Raw genomic sequence first — 17,429 nt, forward strand, 5'->3', positions numbered from 1 at the left:
CCCCCCCCCCCCCCCCAATCCTCGGGCCATGCTGACCCGAAGTTTTAGCTTACTTTTCCTGTTCGGTTTTCTTCTCCGGCTTTTCGTGTTCCTTCTGCTGACCCTTCCAGTCGTCCAGCAGCTTGATGATCTGGTCCTTCATTTCCCTCGGCGTAGTTTCCTTGCCGAAATACTTGCTCAGTTCCGCACCTGTCAAAATCACTTTGTCTACCTCCTTTTTGTCCTCCATCATAATGCCGTCGATCACATCCCCGTTGAGCAGCTTCTTTTCGTCCAACTCACGCATACGCTTTGCCTGCGCCTGTGAAGGCGAGGACTGCTGGCTGTCAATGGCGACGGCGATATAGTTCTGGTTCTTCTTGCCGATATAGGAAAGCTCCACCGCCGTAGTAAAACCCAGCTTTTTTTCATCCATCAGCTTCATCAGGTCTGGAACCAGCTCATTGAGACGGATATACCGCTGCACCTGCTTGACCGCCATCTTATTGCGCTCGGCCACGATCTCGTTGGAGCGTTTACCTGCGTCCTTCGGGTCAATCTGGCCCGAAGTGCGGGAGCCCTGGTGCTTGATAGCCTCAAGCTGCATTTTCAAGGCTTTGGCCCGCTCACTGGGGAGGATTTCTTCACGCTGGTTGAGATTGTCCTCGACCATCTGTGTGATGGCTTCATCGTCTGTCAGGTTTCGGACGATACAGGGCATATCCGCATACCCGGCAAGCTCGCTGGCTTTCTGGCGGCGGTGGCCGGACACGATCTCATAGCCGCCATCCTCACGGGGACGGACGATAGCGGGCTGAGTCACGCCCTTGTCCTTGACGCTGGACACCATAGCCCGCATTTCTTCATCATCCCGGACTTCAAAGGGATGGTTTTTGAAGGCGTAGAGCTCGTTCAGCTTGATATAGACGATTTGCTCCTTGCCCCGGCGTGGTGCATCCTTCGGCTTTTCGGGTTCCTTCGGAGTGGGAGCGGTCTGCACCGTTGGAGCCGTTTTTTTCTCCGGTTCCTTTTTGACCGCCTTTTCCGGTTTCTGTGCGGGAGTTTTGGACTTCGAGGCTGCGTCCTTGTCCTTATCTGCTTTCGGGGGACGGCCCCGGCGCTTCGGCGGTTCCGGCTCTTTGGGCTTTTCCTCTGCTTTTTTCGGAGTCTCCGGCTGCTTTTCCGGTTTCTCCACTTTTGCCGGGTCAGGCTTTTCCACGCCGGGAGTTGCCGCCCGTTCCTCGGCTTTCTTTTCCTTCATAATTTCAGCGAAGTTATAGACGGAAACCTGTGGGTTCTTTACCTCTGGTTCCGTCTTTTTTTCCGGCTCCGGGGAAACGGAAACCTTCTCCGGCTCTTTTGGGGGAGCGGGAGGCGTTTCCTTGCCCGGCCCGCTATCCGTTACCGGCTGTTCCGGCGTTTTTGTGGTTTTATCATCTGCCATAAGCATTTACCTCCTGTTTTTTGGCATGAAAAAAGGGGCTCAACTTTTCAGTCAAGCCCCCGTGGGAAGTTCCTCCTTTCTCCGCCATGATACAAAAATACCGCCCGTAGTCTCGTTTGGGCGGTACTTTGTGTAAGATTGGCAGTCCATTATTAAGTTTTTTATTATGTTCCCTTTGTACACCGTTGCAAATACGATTTTAGGAACATATTTAGGAGGGATGGTGTAAAATGGATAAAAAGGATTTAAAAGACGAAAAGCTTTTGTACAATGTGCGTGAGACGGCAGCGGTATTAGGGGTGAATGTGCATCTGGTATATGAGCTGATTAACAGAAAACTATTACCTGCACTTCGGTTAGGTAGTCTAAAGGTTCGTAAATCAACATTGATAGATTTTGTTGAGAGATATGAAGGAATGGATTTGTCTGATTTGGACAACATAAAAGAATTGCAACAGAATATGGATTAGTGACATTAAGGTCAGTCTTGGAATCATCATGGTGTGGAAAGACTGACCTTGTTTTATTAGTATATTTCATAAGCGTTAGTATTGTAAAAAAAGATGGTGATGATATAATAAAAACGTGTTAGACACTTGATGTTATGTGTGGTGTGATAATGTCAGAATCAGGCAAAGTCAACGACAGGACAACATTGTAGAAAATAACATATTTCAAAAAATAATATTGGTAAGCATAATAATATTTAGGTAATAGCGTGTAATAGGCTAATTTGAAATCATTACTGAACATTAAATGACATAGTGAAATATATTATTAAACGGAAGAATTTCGTGGGTAATAACCCAATGGTTGGTGCTACAGTAGCAGTTGCCGTTTCTGTTCAGGAAGCAGCAAAGGCTGGTAAATTCTAAATAGAAAGCTTGATTTTATAGGCTTTTTGGAGACTCATATCATTTTTGGTATGGGTCTCTTTTTTTTACTCATTTTCTGGATTTGGTGTAAAAATAGCTGCACGCTGCCCTCAAGTCGCCATATGTAAATATTATGACGAGTAGTATTCACATTATTATTCAGATTTTAAGGTGACGGATGAAGTATTAAGAAGAAACACAGTTCTTCCGCAAAACAGAATAGGTGAGACTTGTACAGAGCATGAAGTAAATTTTGTATGCAAGCGTGAAGATGGTTCATATGTAAGCTCGCGTACGATGCAGCATGTTTCGAGGATTGTGCATGAACAGCTTTCCTGCACTTAAATTGGTGAGTCTCAAGGTTCGTAAAACGGTATTGATTGAGCTTACTGTGAAATATGAAGGAATGAAATATCACATCTGGTATTGACATAGCCGAACGGCTTAGTATATGATAAATATATCAAAAATAAGCCGTTCGACTATGCGACAAGGAGGCGTCATGAAAATAGCAGATGCAGAAGCTTTTGGAAATGAATTACGTACACGCAGAAAAGAATTGGGATATACACAGGCTTATATCGCTGAATTTACAGGATTTAGTGTCAGCTTTATATCTGATCTGGAAAGAGGAAAGGAAACGTGTGAGATTGGAAAGGCGATTGAGATTGTAAATCTTTTAGGTATGGATTTGTGTATGGAAAAGCGAGGCAAATAAAATGAGAGATTTTCATGTATTTATTGAACAGCAGGGAGAGCAGATCTATGTTGGTAAGATAACAGGAAGTGGATCTGAAAATGCGGTATTTTCCTATGCACAAGAGTATTTGGATAATCCGTCAAGTTGTCCTATTTCAATTCATACATTATTTGGAAAGTAAGAATGAACGGAGCAATATTGATTCGGTACTTCAAGTAAGTGTAAATGCAAATAAGCAGGTATATAGTCTGTTAAGGAGGAAAAATGAGATGTGTGAAGCATTGCGTGAATTAATGAAAGATGAAATTGAAAAAGAACTGGAAAATAAATTGGAGCAGGGCGAAAAACTGCAACTAATTCGTCAGGTAATCAAGAAACTGCAAAAAGGCAACTCCGTAGAAGAAACATCTGATATGCTGGAAGAAGAGCCGGAAAATATCAGGAAGATATATGAAATTGCAGCAACTATGGCGCCGGATTATGACGTAGAAAAAATATATCAAAAACTGTAGAAATTCAAATGGAAATATACCGGAAATATACCCAAGTAAGTCCCTAAGAAAAATTGTAGGGAAACACTTGACAAACATATTTTTATAAGATATAGTGTAAAAGTACTAGCTATTAAGCTAATATAATTTTTCATAACTCATGCCTCTCGGGTTCTTCGGAGTTCGGGAGGTACTCCCCGAAAATATAGTCAGGATTTTATCCTGGCTTTTTTATTTTACAGGAAATTGCTTTCCTGCAAAATGTGTTTTCTATAGTTCCAAAATGCTTGTAAGAAGCTAGTTATGGTATGCCTGGCAGGTTATGCAACAAGGAGGATGTTTTTATGAAGTTACTCTATGCAGAAGACGAAGAAAACATGGCAGAAGCTGTTACAGATATTCTTGTATTTCATAAGTACCAGGTTGATACGGTATATGATGGAGAAGAGACATTGGAATATGCAAGAAAAGAAATAACCAGGACACTTATTATGCTCTCGGAAGAACCACAACAAAGTGTAAAGCAACAGAATGAACCGCCGGTGCAGCCGGAGGGAAATCTTGAAAAACTGTTTGACCGTTTTTACCGGGCTGATACAGCACGAACCCAGAAAAAAGGTGGTTACGGAATTGGACTTTCTGTGGCAAGAGTAATTGCAAATGCTCATGGCGAAGTATTACAGCCGAAGTGACGAAAAATCAGGAGATTGATTTTAAAGTAGTTCTTCCAATCCGGGAGAAGAAAAGCAAGATAAACGGGCTTTGTGCAAAAGAATCAGCGATACTTACCATTTATGATGTGATGCGGATATTAGACGGAGATATCGAATGGAAGAAGGACAGACAGCAGATGATGCAACACTCACCGATGCTTAAGATTTGACAATTTCAGATATGGGCAGCATGGGCGGAGGTATGTCCGGTGGAAATCCACCGGGTGGAAATTCATCTGGCGAAAACATGCCGGGCGGAAATGCACCGGGTGGAAATATGCCGGGTGGAAACATGCCGGATGGAAACACCAGACAATAAGGAAGAATTGCTTGAAAAAGAAAAAACGGTGGTGTACTATAATGCTATGAGAAAATCAACAGAAAGGGAATATGAGTATGGATTTAGAGCAATGCTACAAGGAACTGGAGGGAGATTATGCAGAGGTCATGCGCAGACTCCGGAAGGAAGAGCTGGTACACCGTTTTTTGATAAAATTCTTAGAAAGCGATGAAGTACAGCGGATTGATGAAGCTTTACAGGAAAGGGATTATGAGAAAGCCTTTGATCTGGTACACACCTTAAAGGGAGAGACCATGACGCTCGGGTTGGGACGGCTGAGCAAATCAAGCATAATTCTGTGCGAACAGCTCCGCTATAAAATATACGGAGAAGAGATGCTGCAGCAATTTAGGAAAGTCAGAATGGATTATCAGAAGACAATTGATATTATCCGGAAATACAGGGATTCACAGCCGTAATTTATGCAGGCAGCCCGCCAAATTGCAAAATGTGTTTCTTGTAGTTTTATGTTATTGTTATTAATGATATAACCATAGGTTATTGTACGAAAAAATATTATTACTTTAAGCCATTTTAGTATTGACAAACAGAACTGATATGCTAGAATAACTGTAATGTGAATGAAAGAAAAAGGATGGTTTTCACATGAGAAAACAGGCATTATCTATTTTAGTAGAGAATACCTCAGGCGTATTAAGTCATATCTCAGGACTTTTCAGCCGGAGAGGATATAACATTGATAGTTTTTCATCTGGTGTAACTGCAGATCCAAGATATACCAGAATAACTATAGTAGCAAGTGGTGACGAGCAGATTTTAGAGCAGATTGAAAAGCAGCTTGCAAAGCTTGAAGATGTACGGAATATTAAAAAATTAGAACCGGGTACATCAGTGACCAGAGAACTGATTCTGGTTAAGATTAAAGCGAAGGATACAGAGCGTCAGGCAATCTTAAGCGTTACCAATATTTTCCATGGCAAGGTGGTTGATGTCACCAACGATTCCATGGTAATTGAACTGACAGGGCATCAGGATAAATTAGATGCATTTATGGATCTGTTACAGGGCTATGAGATATTAGAGCTCGCTAGAACCGGTATCACAGGTTTGACCAGAGGGTCTGCCGATGTTACATATTTAGATTAATCATTAAAACAGGAGGCTGAAAAAATGGCAGCAAAAATTTATTATCAGGAAGATTGTAACCTTTCCTTACTGGATGGTAAGAAAATCGCCATCATTGGTTACGGTAGCCAGGGACATGCACATGCATTAAATTTAAAGGAATCAGGCTGTGATGTCATTATTGGACTTTACAATGGTAGCAAATCCTGGGCAAAAGCAGAAAAACAGGGATTCAAAGTATATACAGCAGCAGAAGCTGCAAAACAGGCTGATATTATTATGATTCTTATCAATGACGAGTTACAGGCAGATATGTATAAGAACGATATCGAGCCAAACCTTGAGCCAGGAAACATGTTAATGTTCGCTCACGGATTTAACATTCATTTCGGATGTATCAAACCACCAAAGGATGTTGATGTAACAATGATCGCTCCTAAGGCACCAGGACATACTGTACGTTCTGAGTATCAGGCTGGAAAAGGAACTCCTTGTCTGGTAGCAGTAGAGCAGGATGCAACCGGTAAAGCACTTGACCTGGCATTAGCATATGGTCTTGGAATTGGTGGAGCAAGAGCAGGACTTCTTGAGACAACCTTCCGTACAGAGACAGAGACAGACCTCTTCGGTGAGCAGGCAGTTCTTTGTGGCGGTGTTTGTGCACTTATGCAGGCTGGTTTCGAAACACTTTGCGAAGCTGGTTATGACCCAAGAAATGCATACTTCGAGTGTATCCATGAGATGAAACTGATTGTTGACTTAATCTACCAGTCAGGATTCGCTGGAATGAGATATTCTATCTCTAACACTGCTGAGTATGGTGATTATATCACAGGACCTAAGATTGTTACTGCTGAGACAAAGAAAGCAATGAAACAGATTTTAACAGATATTCAGGATGGTACTTTTGCAAAAGAATTCTTACTTGATATGTCACCGGCAGGACGCCAGGTACACTTCAAAGCTATGAGAAAGCTTGCTTCTGAGCATCCATCAGAGAAAGTCGGCGAAGAAATTCGTAAGCTGTATAGCTGGAACAACGAAGAGGATAAGCTGGTTAACAACTAATCAGATACTTCAAAAAGATGATAAAAAAGCTGTCGCAATTGCGGCAGCTTTTTTTTACGCGAGTAGCGAGAAAAATCGCATGCTTGCATGCGGATTTGGCGAGCACCGCGATAACTCGAGAAACTCGCAAAGCGTGTTTCTCGTAGTTACAGGAAATTGCTTTCCTGTAAAGTAAAAACGCTCCGTGAGAAACACTCAAAGTATGTTTCTCGTAGCTGACAGGCATTTGTAAGAAACTGACAGTGATGCATCTTATTCACCCGGATGAAAATTCTGATAGAAATCAATAAATAATTCCAAGGATTTCGAAGGCTTTAAGGTGTTTTTATAAGCGAAGCCAATTTCACGCTTGTGAATTGGAAAACCAAGTGGAATCTCTAATAACTCTTTATTTGCAAGTTCGTTCTGGACAAATTGGCGGATGACGCAGGCAACACCCAGGTTGGTTTTTGCAAAGTCAATTAAGAGGTCCATCGTAGAGACTTCGATTAAATCTCTGGTCTCGATTTTATTTTCCTGTAAATAATCATCAATATACTGACGGGTCATGTTGTGCTTATCAAGAAGCATCAGTGTAGAATGCTGTAAGATTGCATCGGAAGAAATGCCCCTTGCATTCAATACGTTTAAGTAAGCTTCCGTTGCAACAAAAATATCTTCAATTTCAGCCACATTGCTGAAATTTAAAGTCTTCTGGTTTTCCGGCCTTGCAATCAGACCGATATCAATTTTGTTTTCTTCTAACATCTGTAAGGATTCGTTGGTAGACTGGCATACGATAGAAATATTAATATGCGGATAACGTTTTGTGAAATCCTTTAAATAAGGCAAAAGCATGTATTTGCAGAGTGTGGAACTGACACCGATTTTTAAGTGGCCGACACCAAGTTCTAAGGAGTTCTTTAATTTATCTTCCCCTAAAGTCAGAGTTTCGAAAGCGGAACTGACATGAGTAAAAAGAAGTTCGCCTTCTTCGGTCAGCAATACGCCGCGGGAACTTCGGCGGAAGAGTTCACAACCCAGGCTTTCCTCTAGTTTCTGTATGGATTTACTGATGGCAGGCTGGCTGATATAAAGCTCTTTGGCTGCCTTTGATATATTCTGTGTTTTTGCTACGGTATAGAAAATACGGTAACTGGATAAACTCTGCAACATTTATAGATTCCTCCGTGTTTATAACTAAAAATCATAATAAATATGTTTAATATGTATTTCCATTATACCACTAGCTGTGCTATAATAGCAACAGTATAGAAAAAATGATTTAATTTCAGGAGGAATTTCAAATGGGAATGACAATGACACAGAAGATTCTTGCGGCACATGCGGGACTTGATTCTGTTCAGGCTGGCCAGTTGATTGAAGCAGATTTAGACTTGGTATTGGGAAATGATATCACTTCACCGGTGGCTATCCATGAGATAGAGAAAATGAAAGTAGACGGAGTGTTCCATAAGGATAAAATCGCACTGGTTATGGACCACTTTGTACCAAATAAAGACATCAAATCTGCACAGCATTGTAAATGCGTCAGAGAGTTTGCATGCAAAAACGAAATCACCAACTACTTTGATGTAGGAGAAATGGGTATCGAACATGCACTTCTTCCGGAAAAAGGACTGACTGTTGCAGGAGATGTTATTATCGGAGCAGATTCACATACCTGTACTTATGGAGCATTGGGAGCATTTTCCACCGGTGTTGGAAGTACTGATATGGCGGCAGGAATGGCAACCGGAAAAGCATGGTTTAAAGTACCATCCGCGATTAAATTCAACATCACAGGAAAACCAGCACCATGGATTAGCGGTAAAGATGTTATTTTACATATCATCGGAATGATTGGTGTGGATGGAGCATTATATAAGTCTATGGAATTCGTAGGTGATGGTATCCGGTATCTTTCCATGGATGACCGTTTTACCATTGCAAATATGGCAATTGAAGCCGGCGGAAAGAACGGAATCTTCCCGGTAGACGAGAAAGCAGAAGCATATATGAAAGAGCATTCCAAGCGCCCTTATAAAGTATATGAAGCAGATGAGGATGCTGTATATGATGAGGAGTATACCATTGACCTTAGTACACTTCGCCCAACCGTAGCATTTCCACATCTTCCGGAAAATACAAAGACCATTGATGAAGTAGGCGACATTACTATTGATCAGGTAGTAATCGGTTCCTGTACGAATGGAAGATTAGATGACCTTAAGATTGCAGCTTCTATCCTGAAAGGAAAGAAAGTGAAGAAAGGTTTACGTGTAATCGTAATTCCTGCAACCCAGCAGATTTATCTGGATGCTATGGAAGCCGGATATATCAGAACCTTTATTGAAGCAGGTGCTATTGTCAGCACACCGACCTGCGGACCTTGCCTTGGTGGCTATATGGGAATCCTTGCTGAGAATGAAAGATGCGTATCTACAACCAACCGTAACTTTGTGGGACGTATGGGACATGTGGATTCGGAAATTTATCTGGCAAGCCCGGCAGTTGCAGCAGCAAGTGCAATTACAGGAAAGATTTCCAGCCCGGAAGAAATATAGGAGGATTAGAACATGAAAGCAGCAGAAGGAAAAGTATTTAAATTCGGTGACAACGTAGACACGGATGTTATTATACCGGCAAGATATCTGAATTCTTCCGACCCTAAGGAACTTGCCTTACATTGTATGGAAGATATTGATAAGGAATTCGTAAATAAAGTATCTGCAGGAGATATTATTGTAGCGGAGAAGAACTTTGGATGCGGTTCATCCAGAGAACATGCACCAATTGCAATTAAAGCCGCTGGTGTAAGCTGCGTCATAGCAGAGACTTTTGCACGTATTTTCTATCGTAATGCAATCAATATCGGACTTCCGATTATTGAATGTAAGGAAGCAGCTTTGGAAATTAAAGCAGGAGATGAGGTAGAGGTAAATTTTGATACTGGTGTCATTACCGACAAGACCACTGGAAAGAGTTTCCAGGGTCAGGCATTCCCACCATTTATGCAGAAGATTATCGATTGCGAGGGACTGGTAAATTACATCAATCAGAAATAGCAGAAAGTGTAGAAAGATAATTGATATATTTTGGAGAGATTTTAAGATTAGTATAAATTTCTGCATATTCTCTAGCGGATAACTCTGTAATATAGTTTTCTTCAAAATTCTTATGAATACCGGCTGCCTTTGCCAGATCAACAGCTTTGTTGTAGGCAATGGCAGCTTTTTCTTCGGAAGAATAAGTACCAATGGAATAATTGCCATTGATATGGATAAAAGCCTGATAACGGAGGAGTCCATTGTGCTCTGTTTGTACAACTCCACGGTAGCGGTTAATGACGATAATATTGGCATAGCTGTAATCGAAGGGGTTACCATTGGCGAAAGTGTAATCTACATCCAGTACCGCATGATTACGGACTCCATAGCGGGAGAGAATCCCGGTCTGCATGCCGTATTCATTTACAAAAAGCCGGCCACCACGCTGCATAATCTTGTGGCTGGAATAAAAGAATAAATCATCAATATCAAATTTATATTCCGTCTGTGGTGCGAGAAAATAGAGAAAATAATTCTGCTTTAGATAAATCGGATTCTTGATATAGACGCCATTGTCACGGAAATTTAAAAGTGTAATGGCTTTGGCAAAATCTAAAAGTTTAATATATGCAGTATAATTTTCCAGTGTGATTTCAGACTCAGAAAGTAGAGAAGTCCCCTCTTTATAGGCAAGATGGGCTTCTTCTTCCGTTGGAAAGCTTCCAAGACTGATATGTTTTCTTTTATAGGTAAGGCTGGAACGGTAGTAGATGGTTCCGTCTTTTGTTTTGGCTGAAAAAGCACCGGAAAGCATGGTAAATCCTCACATTCTAAAATTCTTAGTTACAAATCATCTGTAAGAAGCTGCCGGTGGCGAGTTCTTACGGTAAGCATCACTTTGAGTATAACATTTTTAGGAAAGCATGAAAACAGGAAAATATCTTAAGAAAATATCAAACCTTTAAAATAAAAAATATGCTATGATACCAATATATATTGGAAATTGCAAGGATATAAAAATTCGTGGAAATATCAGGAATATTTGGTGGCGTTATTGGAATAGTGATATGATTGCAGGTGGAAAGGAGCAATTCGTTGAAGCGGGAAAATACAAGAAAGAAATATCAATTAAAAAACTGGCTAAAAGCAGGGATGATTCTGTTACTGGTATGCCTTGGAGGGTTATATTTTTTCAAGACATCCGAACGGTTTCAAAAAAGTGATGAAGTAAAGATAACATTAAAGCATGATAATTTCTTTGATGACAGTGTGGCAGGGATATTGGAGGATCTGGATAATGAAATCGGGCTTCCTAAGAAAATTTATCTGGTGAACCATTTTAATGTGACTTTCTATGCTACCGGAGAAATTGCTGCAATAGATACATTTTTCTATGGGGAGGATGAGAATGGAGAAACCAGAACCTATCTTGTGGACTATAACCGGAAGAAAAGCAGCAAAATGACAGTTTACATCAATAATTATGCCAAGACAGATTATGAAGAAGATATGTGCCTGACACCGCTTTTTGAACTATTGGGAAATATAAAGGTGAAAGAACGGGTAGATAGCTGGGCAGAAGAAACAAAGAGCCATACCTTTGGAATAAGTTATTCGGGGAAAAGAGCTTTTACCAGTGCAGATAGCCTGCAGGTGATAAATGCAGAAAGTGCAGATATAGATGAAAATGAAGATATAGATGGAAATGCAGATACAAATGAAAATTCAATTTTAAGCCAGTTGGAATATGGCGGAGAAGTTACAGGTTTTGCAGTTACATTTTCTACTGGTGGCGAAGAAAATACAGGTGAAATTATAACTTATATCATAAATCCAAAATATACCAGTGCTGCAGTGTTAGTCCAGCAAAACCGGCAGGAACAGATTGAGAAAGCCAAAAACAGCTCCGGTGATGCCACAGGAGATAAAAACGGGAATAAAGATAATAGTACTATATCTGGCAGTGAGGACGAAGAAGGAGAAGAGGCTACACCATGGACAGAAAACAGGGAAGATGGAAGCGTGTACTTTTTTTTAGATGACAATACCGGTTATCGTCTGTTGGTGGCGGATGCAGCTGCCGGCAGCCGTTTTTATGAGCTTGAAATGACAAAGGACGGCGGGCAGAGCTGGAATCAGCAAAATGCAGATCCGTTTGATGGAAATATTGGTGTGGCAGAAGGAATAGAATTCTATAATGAAAATCTGGGCGTTATCGGATTGGCTGGAGCGTCAGGTGATTATTCCACACTTTATCTGACACAGGATGGCGGGAAAACATTTTCCATGATTGAGCTTTCCATGGATGAAGTGACAGAACTTCCGGACACGGCAGCAGAGTATGGATTTTCCATATCAGACTATGATTATTGCAAGATGCCACAGCAGAAAGATGGAAAACTTATAATAAAAGTAATATCTGCTATGGGTGAAAACGATGGAATTCTTTTTGAATCCATAGATAGTGGGAATACATGGAATTATTCTGGGATAAGTTATTGACAGTAAACTGCAGGTTCTTATATAATGAAAGACAGAACAAATTTTATGCAGAGAGCAAAAGAGGGACAAAAAATGGATTTGATTTACACAAGTACAAGAAACTCAGATGAAAAGGCAACAGCTTCACAGGCAATTTTAAAGGGTCTTGCAGGAGACGGTGGTTTATTTGTGCCGGATTCATTACCAAAGCTTGACGTTGATATGGATACCCTGGCAAAAATGAGCTATCAGGAGACTGCTTATGAGGTAATGAAGCTTTTCTTAACAGACTTTACAGAAGAAGAGTTAAAGCATTGTATCAATAGTGCGTATGATTCTAAATTTGATACAGAAGAGATTGCTCCGTTAGTAGATGCAGACGGTGCATATTATCTGGAGCTTTTTCATGGAGCTACGATAGCATTTAAGGATATGGCATTATCCATTCTGCCTTACCTTATGACAACTGCTGCAAAGAAAAACCATGTAAAGAATGAAATTGTTATTTTAACAGCAACTTCCGGTGATACCGGAAAAGCTGCTTTAGCAGGATTTGCAGACGTTCCTGGTACTAAGATTATTGTATTCTATCCAAAGAATGGTGTCAGCCCGATTCAGGAGAAGCAGATGGTTACCCAGAAAGGGGCAAATACACATGTAGTTGGTATTCATGGTAACTTTGACCAGGCACAGACCGGCGTTAAGAAAATGTTTTCTGATAAAGAACTGGCAGAATTGATGGACAAAGCCGGATATCAGTTTTCCTCTGCTAACTCTATTAATATCGGCCGTCTTGTTCCTCAGATTGTTTATTATGTATATGCATATGCAAAATTATATGAAAATGGTGCAATTGCAAAAGATGAAAAGATTAATGTTGTAGTTCCAACCGGTAACTTCGGAAATATCTTAGCAGCTTTCTATGCAAAGAACTTAGGACTTCCGATTGCAAAATTAATCTGTGCTTCCAATGAGAACAAAGTATTATTTGACTTCTTCTCAACCGGAACCTATGACAGAAACCGTGAATTTGTACTAACTTCTTCTCCATCCATGGATATCCTGATTTCCAGCAACTTAGAGCGTCTGATTTATCGTATTGCCGGAAATGATGCAGAGAAAAATGCTGAATTCATGCGTGCATTAACAGAAGAGGGCAAATATATGATTACCGATGAGATGCGTGCCCAGCTTGCTGACTTCTATGGCAATTACACCACAGAGGAAGAAACAGCAGAAGTAATCCGTGACCTCTATGAGAAGACCGGCTATGTGATTGATACACATACTGCTGTAGCAACCGGTGTATACCACAAATATGTAAAAGAGACCGGTGATAATACCAAGACTGTTATTGCATCAACAGCAAGCCCGTTCAAGTTTACCAGAAGCGTAATGGATGCCATTGATAAAGAAAAATATGATTCCATGACTGATTTTGAACTGGTAGATGAGTTAAGCAAGATTGCAAATGTAAAAGTTCCACAGGCAATTGAAGACATCCGCAGTGCAGAAGTACTTCATAAGACAGAATGCGATGTAGAAGATATGCCTAAGACGGTAAAAGCATTTTTAAATATCTAAATGCTTATGTAAAACATAGAGAATCTGCTACCGGCAGTTTCTTATGGATACAAGGTAACGAAACCCTGTCAGAGAAATCTGACAGGGTTTCGTTTATGTAAATAAAATGTAAAGGTTTAAGATTAGATTTCCAACAGGAAGTGAATGGTTCCAAATGGGAAAATAATTGGAAATACATAAATCTTAGTGGCATTTGTAAGCGTTTCTTCCTCATGAACTTCCGGAGGACATAAGTTTAATTCCAGGGAAAATTCATTAGACATATTTACATTAAATAATCCATTGTGAAGATTTAAGAAATCTTCGATAGAAGCCTTTACATACTCATCGAATTCATGGAATTCTTCTTTGGCATAACGGGATGCAAAAGCAATTGCAACAGATTTACTCATGTCTATACCAGAATTGAAAGAAAGTAAACCTTCATCTTTCTGGGTAACACAATAGTTGGTCATATACTCGGATTTCATCAGTGGATTTAATGGTGTAAAATCCTTTCCGATGAAACGGACGATATCATTAAAGAGAAGATTAAGGTATGCAACAATCTTTCCTGACATATCAGAATTATCAAAATGGAAGAATTTATGAATCAGCTTTTCAACCATATCATTCTGTTCGTTAGCAACATTTAAATCATCAATTTCATTACTTGCCTGATATTCTGCAAGTAATTCCTCAAACTGACTGTTGGTAAGCAGTCCGTCTTCAATCAAAATCTGACCTAAAAGCAGGTAGTCTGGTTTCTGCGAGGAGAGTAATTTGTCAACCTGTTCCTTTGTAAGATATCCGCCTTCGATTGCAATTTCACCAAATTTCTTATCTTCATGGGTCTGACGGCATATAATAGCGTCAACCTGGGAAGCATTTAATAATCCGGCATGAATTGCCAGAGTACCTAATTTCAGATAGGAAGAGGACTGCCTCTCTAATGCATCTACCAGCTTATCCGCAGGAACAGCACTTTTGCTTAAAAGAAAATTACCAAAAAACTGTGTATACATAATTATCTCCCTTCAAAATAATTCTTCAGTACCCGCTCAATCTGTTCAACATTCAACGGTTTCTGGATAAAATCCTTTGCACCGGCTTCAATTGCATTCTTTAACTGAGCCTGTGTACCAACAGAAGATACGATAATAATAACCGCTTTCGGGTCAGATTCTCTAATTTCTTTTACAGCAGCAATACCATCTTTTACTGGCATAACAATATCAAGAAAAACGATATCAGGTTTATCGGATTTGAATTTGTCAATTGCTTCCTGACCATTTGCTGCCTCAACAAAAGTTGTACCACCATACTGCGCAATAATGTCTTTCAACTGTTTTCTCGCCAGAATGGAGTCATCTCCAATCAGGATTTTTGCTTCGTCTAATTTCATATATAATCCCTCCAAATACAACTAGAATAATTAGAACATATTAATATACTACAATAGTTGAACTAAAGTTTCAATGGCTTTTTCGATAAAATTCGTGGTTTTGCATAAAAAACAAATAAAAATAGAAAGTTATATGATAAATATGTTCACATAGCAATGTAAAGTGTGGTAAGATAAATCAGAATCAGGAAAAAAGAGTAAAAGAGGTTACATATTATGAAAGTAAACTGGAATTTAGTAGTAGATGTTGTGGTAGCACTGGTAGGTGTCTATGTTCTTATGAATGGCATATGGATGAAAAGTACCGGAAAGACAAGCAGCCTTTTGGCAACGCCGGAGGAATTAAAGAAATGTAAACATCCGGAGAAGATAAGAGAAGAAGTAACACCGAAAATGCTTCTTTGCGGAGCACTGGCATTAGTATATGGCATTGTGACGGCATTGGGTGAGACCATCTTTAAACTGCCGATTATTATTAAATCAGGAATCCTTCTGCTGCTGGTGTTATCCTGTCTGTTTTTGGTCAGTACATTAAAGAATGCCAGAGAGAAGTATTTATAAAAAATATTTATTTATAATAATTTATAAAAAACTGTAGTTTATATCTGGAAAAGATACCGGATAAGAACTACAGTTTTTGTGTCTAGGCATTCCATAAGAAGCTGCAGGTGACAGAATCTTGCGATTTAACGTTTATCAATCGGAACATATTCTTTGCGTTCACCGATGTTACGATATGCAGGACGCATAATTTTTCCATTCTGGGAAAGCTCCTCTAAGCGGTGGGCACTCCAGCCGGCAATTCTTGCAATTGCAAAAATTGGTGTATAGAGTTCTAAGGGAAGGTCAAGCATATGATAAACAAATCCGCTGAAGAAGTCTACGTTTGGACTTACACCTTTATAGATTTTACGTTCTTTGGCGATGATTTCCGGTGCAAGGTGCTCTACTAAGGAATAGAGTGCAAATTCTTTTTCATATCCCTTTTCCTGGGAAAGCTTTTCCACAAAACCGCGGAAGATGACTGCTCTTGGGTCGGAAAGAGAATATACTGCATGACCCATTCCATAGATAAGACCGGCATGGTCAAAAGCTTCTTTATGAAGAAGTGCAGTAAGATATTTACCTACTTCGTCTTCGTCTGTCCAGTCTTTTACAGTGCGTTTCATATCTTCAAACATCTGAACCACTTTGATATTGGCACCACCATGTTTCGGCCCCTTAAGGGAACCAAGGGATGCTGCAATAACAGAATAAGTATCGGTTCCGGAAGAAGATACCAGATGGGTAGTAAAGGTAGAGTTATTTCCGCCACCATGCTCCATATGTAAGATTAATGCGATATCTAAAAGCTTTGCTTCCAATGGGGTATATTTACTGTCTGGCCGCAGAATATGAAGAATTGTTTCTGCAGTAGATAATTCCGGTTGTGGGGTATGAATATAAAGGCTGGCACCATCATGATAATGGCGGTAAGCCTGATAACCATATACAGAAAGCAGTGGGAATAAGCTGATAAGCTGCAAACACTGTCTCAATACATTAGGAAGTGAAATATCATCGGCACGGTCATCATAGGAATAAAGTGTAAGCACACTTCGTGCCAGTGTATTCATCATATCTTTGCTTGGAGCTTTCATAATAATATCACGTACAAAGCTGGTTGGAAGTGTACGGTATTCGGAAAGCAGTCCACAGAAGTTTTTCAACTGTTCTTTGGTTGGAAGCTCACCAAACATCAGAAGATAAGCACATTCCTCAAATCCAAAATGGCTGTCCGGTGCAATTCCTTTTACTAAATCTTTTACGTTATAGCCACGGTAATAAAGTTCGCCCTCAGCTGGAATGTATTCTCCATTTACCAGCTTGGTAGAGCATACATCAGAAATGTGTGTAAGTCCTACCAGAACACCCTTTCCGTTTAAATCACGAAGACCACGGTTAACATTATATTTCGTATATAATTCAGAAGGAATGATGGATGATGCGGAGCATTTATTCGCAAGTTCCATTATTTCCGGTGTGATTTCATAAAAACGTCCTGTCATATTGTTCCTCCTCTTTTAATTATTTTAATATGTTATCATATTTCGGTTGTAGAAAACAAGAAAAAAGCGTAAATTTTAAAGAAAGTTTAAAATTGTTTTCTAAAAAATTTAGAATTATAGGAAGATGGTACTAATGTAAAAATGTTCTCTGATAAAACGTTTTTTGCTGGATAAATTACAGAATATATATTACAATTAAGAAAAAAT

21 protein-coding genes are annotated in these 17,429 nt (G+C 39.9%); 15 read left to right on the forward strand and 6 right to left on the reverse strand.

Features of this window, described 5'->3' with window-relative positions:
- Nucleotides 1-49: 49 nt before the first annotated feature.
- Nucleotides 50-1,423 carry a ParB/RepB/Spo0J family partition protein gene (locus LKD41_RS00005; RefSeq protein ID WP_331470859.1) on the reverse strand — a complete coding sequence of 458 codons (1,374 nt, stop codon included), beginning with the start codon at nt 1,421-1,423 and terminating at the stop codon, nt 50-52.
- Between the two features lie 230 nt (nt 1,424-1,653).
- Between LKD41_RS00005 and LKD41_RS00010 the strand changes: the two genes are divergently transcribed.
- The 10 genes from LKD41_RS00010 (at nt 1,654) to ilvC (ending at nt 6,696) form a co-directional block, all read left to right on the forward strand.
- Complete coding sequence (locus LKD41_RS00010) at nt 1,654-1,893, forward strand: helix-turn-helix domain-containing protein (RefSeq protein ID WP_117841102.1); 240 nt, start codon at nt 1,654-1,656, stop codon at nt 1,891-1,893.
- A 907-nt stretch (nt 1,894-2,800) separates the two neighbouring features.
- Entirely contained in the window at nt 2,801-3,016 is a 216-nt protein-coding gene (locus tag LKD41_RS00015; protein WP_022025722.1) for a helix-turn-helix domain-containing protein, read from the forward strand.
- 1 nt (nt 3,017) lies between these two features.
- Nucleotides 3,018-3,179 carry a hypothetical protein gene (locus tag LKD41_RS00020; protein ID WP_227700047.1) on the forward strand — a complete coding sequence of 54 codons (162 nt, stop codon included), beginning with the start codon at nt 3,018-3,020 and terminating at the stop codon, nt 3,177-3,179.
- 88 nt (nt 3,180-3,267) lie between these two features.
- Nucleotides 3,268-3,510 (forward strand): hypothetical protein, encoded by a 243-nt coding sequence (locus LKD41_RS00025; RefSeq protein WP_227700048.1) that lies wholly within the window; start codon nt 3,268-3,270, stop codon nt 3,508-3,510.
- Between the two features lie 323 nt (nt 3,511-3,833).
- Complete coding sequence (locus LKD41_RS15715; protein WP_304621906.1) at nt 3,834-4,181, forward strand: ATP-binding protein; 348 nt, start codon at nt 3,834-3,836, stop codon at nt 4,179-4,181.
- Nucleotides 4,178-4,372: a hypothetical protein gene (locus LKD41_RS00035; RefSeq protein WP_227700049.1), complete on the forward strand. Its 195-nt coding sequence runs from the start codon at nt 4,178-4,180 to the stop codon at nt 4,370-4,372. The genes LKD41_RS15715 and LKD41_RS00035 overlap by 4 nt, the downstream gene beginning before the upstream one ends.
- A complete protein-coding gene (locus tag LKD41_RS00040) occupies nt 4,369-4,521 on the forward strand; it encodes a hypothetical protein (protein ID WP_227700050.1) in 153 nt (50 codons plus the stop codon). Before LKD41_RS00035 ends, LKD41_RS00040 begins: the two co-directional genes overlap by 4 nt.
- A 71-nt stretch (nt 4,522-4,592) precedes the next feature.
- Complete coding sequence (locus tag LKD41_RS00045; protein WP_117698981.1) at nt 4,593-4,961, forward strand: Hpt domain-containing protein; 369 nt, start codon at nt 4,593-4,595, stop codon at nt 4,959-4,961.
- A gap of 187 nt (nt 4,962-5,148) precedes the next feature.
- The gene (gene ilvN / locus LKD41_RS00050; protein WP_022242269.1) at nt 5,149-5,649 is read left to right on the forward strand and encodes an acetolactate synthase small subunit; all 501 of its coding nucleotides are present in this window, start codon (nt 5,149-5,151) and stop codon (nt 5,647-5,649) included.
- 24 nt (nt 5,650-5,673) lie between these two features.
- Complete coding sequence (gene ilvC / locus LKD41_RS00055) at nt 5,674-6,696, forward strand: ketol-acid reductoisomerase (RefSeq protein ID WP_117698982.1); 1,023 nt, start codon at nt 5,674-5,676, stop codon at nt 6,694-6,696.
- A 252-nt stretch (nt 6,697-6,948) separates the two neighbouring features.
- Here ilvC and LKD41_RS00060 read toward each other — a convergent pair whose 3' ends face one another.
- Nucleotides 6,949-7,851: a LysR family transcriptional regulator gene (locus LKD41_RS00060; RefSeq protein ID WP_022243893.1), complete on the reverse strand. Its 903-nt coding sequence runs from the start codon at nt 7,849-7,851 to the stop codon at nt 6,949-6,951.
- Between the two features lie 131 nt (nt 7,852-7,982).
- Here LKD41_RS00060 and leuC point away from each other — a divergent pair, with 131 nt between their 5' ends.
- Entirely contained in the window at nt 7,983-9,242 is a 1,260-nt protein-coding gene (leuC, locus tag LKD41_RS00065) for a 3-isopropylmalate dehydratase large subunit (protein ID WP_227700051.1), read from the forward strand.
- A gap of 12 nt (nt 9,243-9,254) precedes the next feature.
- Nucleotides 9,255-9,743: a 3-isopropylmalate dehydratase small subunit gene (gene leuD, locus LKD41_RS00070; protein WP_022243891.1), complete on the forward strand. Its 489-nt coding sequence runs from the start codon at nt 9,255-9,257 to the stop codon at nt 9,741-9,743.
- On the opposite strand, the gene LKD41_RS00075 is transcribed toward leuD, so the two are convergent.
- Complete coding sequence (locus tag LKD41_RS00075; protein ID WP_227700052.1) at nt 9,730-10,539, reverse strand: hypothetical protein; 810 nt, start codon at nt 10,537-10,539, stop codon at nt 9,730-9,732. The genes leuD and LKD41_RS00075 overlap by 14 nt on opposite strands.
- 281 nt (nt 10,540-10,820) lie before the next feature.
- On the opposite strand from LKD41_RS00075, the gene LKD41_RS00080 reads away from it, so the two are divergent.
- Both LKD41_RS00080 and thrC read left to right on the forward strand, forming a co-directional pair.
- On the forward strand, nt 10,821-12,227 hold the full coding sequence (locus tag LKD41_RS00080; protein WP_227700053.1) for a WD40/YVTN/BNR-like repeat-containing protein: 1,407 nt from the start codon (nt 10,821-10,823) through the stop codon (nt 12,225-12,227).
- 72 nt (nt 12,228-12,299) lie between these two features.
- Complete coding sequence (gene thrC, locus LKD41_RS00085) at nt 12,300-13,790, forward strand: threonine synthase (protein WP_022243888.1); 1,491 nt, start codon at nt 12,300-12,302, stop codon at nt 13,788-13,790.
- A gap of 122 nt (nt 13,791-13,912) precedes the next feature.
- On the opposite strand, the gene LKD41_RS00090 is transcribed toward thrC, so the two are convergent.
- Nucleotides 13,913-14,794, reverse strand: a complete 882-nt coding sequence (locus LKD41_RS00090; RefSeq protein ID WP_227700054.1) for a chemotaxis protein CheX — start codon at nt 14,792-14,794, stop codon at nt 13,913-13,915.
- Nucleotides 14,795-14,796: 2 nt separating this feature from the next.
- Entirely contained in the window at nt 14,797-15,174 is a 378-nt protein-coding gene (locus tag LKD41_RS00095) for a response regulator (protein WP_117698987.1), read from the reverse strand.
- 216 nt (nt 15,175-15,390) lie between these two features.
- Here LKD41_RS00095 and LKD41_RS00100 point away from each other — a divergent pair, with 216 nt between their 5' ends.
- Nucleotides 15,391-15,735, forward strand: coding sequence for a hypothetical protein (locus tag LKD41_RS00100; protein WP_022243885.1), 345 nt, complete (start codon nt 15,391-15,393; stop codon nt 15,733-15,735).
- A gap of 125 nt (nt 15,736-15,860) precedes the next feature.
- Here the strand turns inward: LKD41_RS00100 and LKD41_RS00105 are convergent, their stop codons facing one another.
- The gene (locus tag LKD41_RS00105; protein WP_227700055.1) at nt 15,861-17,222 is read right to left on the reverse strand and encodes a citrate/2-methylcitrate synthase; all 1,362 of its coding nucleotides are present in this window, start codon (nt 17,220-17,222) and stop codon (nt 15,861-15,863) included.
- Between the last annotated feature and the right edge of the window lie 207 nt (nt 17,223-17,429).

The sequence above is a fragment of the Roseburia sp. CLA-AA-H209 genome (genome assembly GCF_020687575.1).
In the GTDB taxonomy this organism is placed as follows: domain Bacteria; phylum Bacillota; class Clostridia; order Lachnospirales; family Lachnospiraceae; genus Roseburia_C; species Roseburia_C amylophila.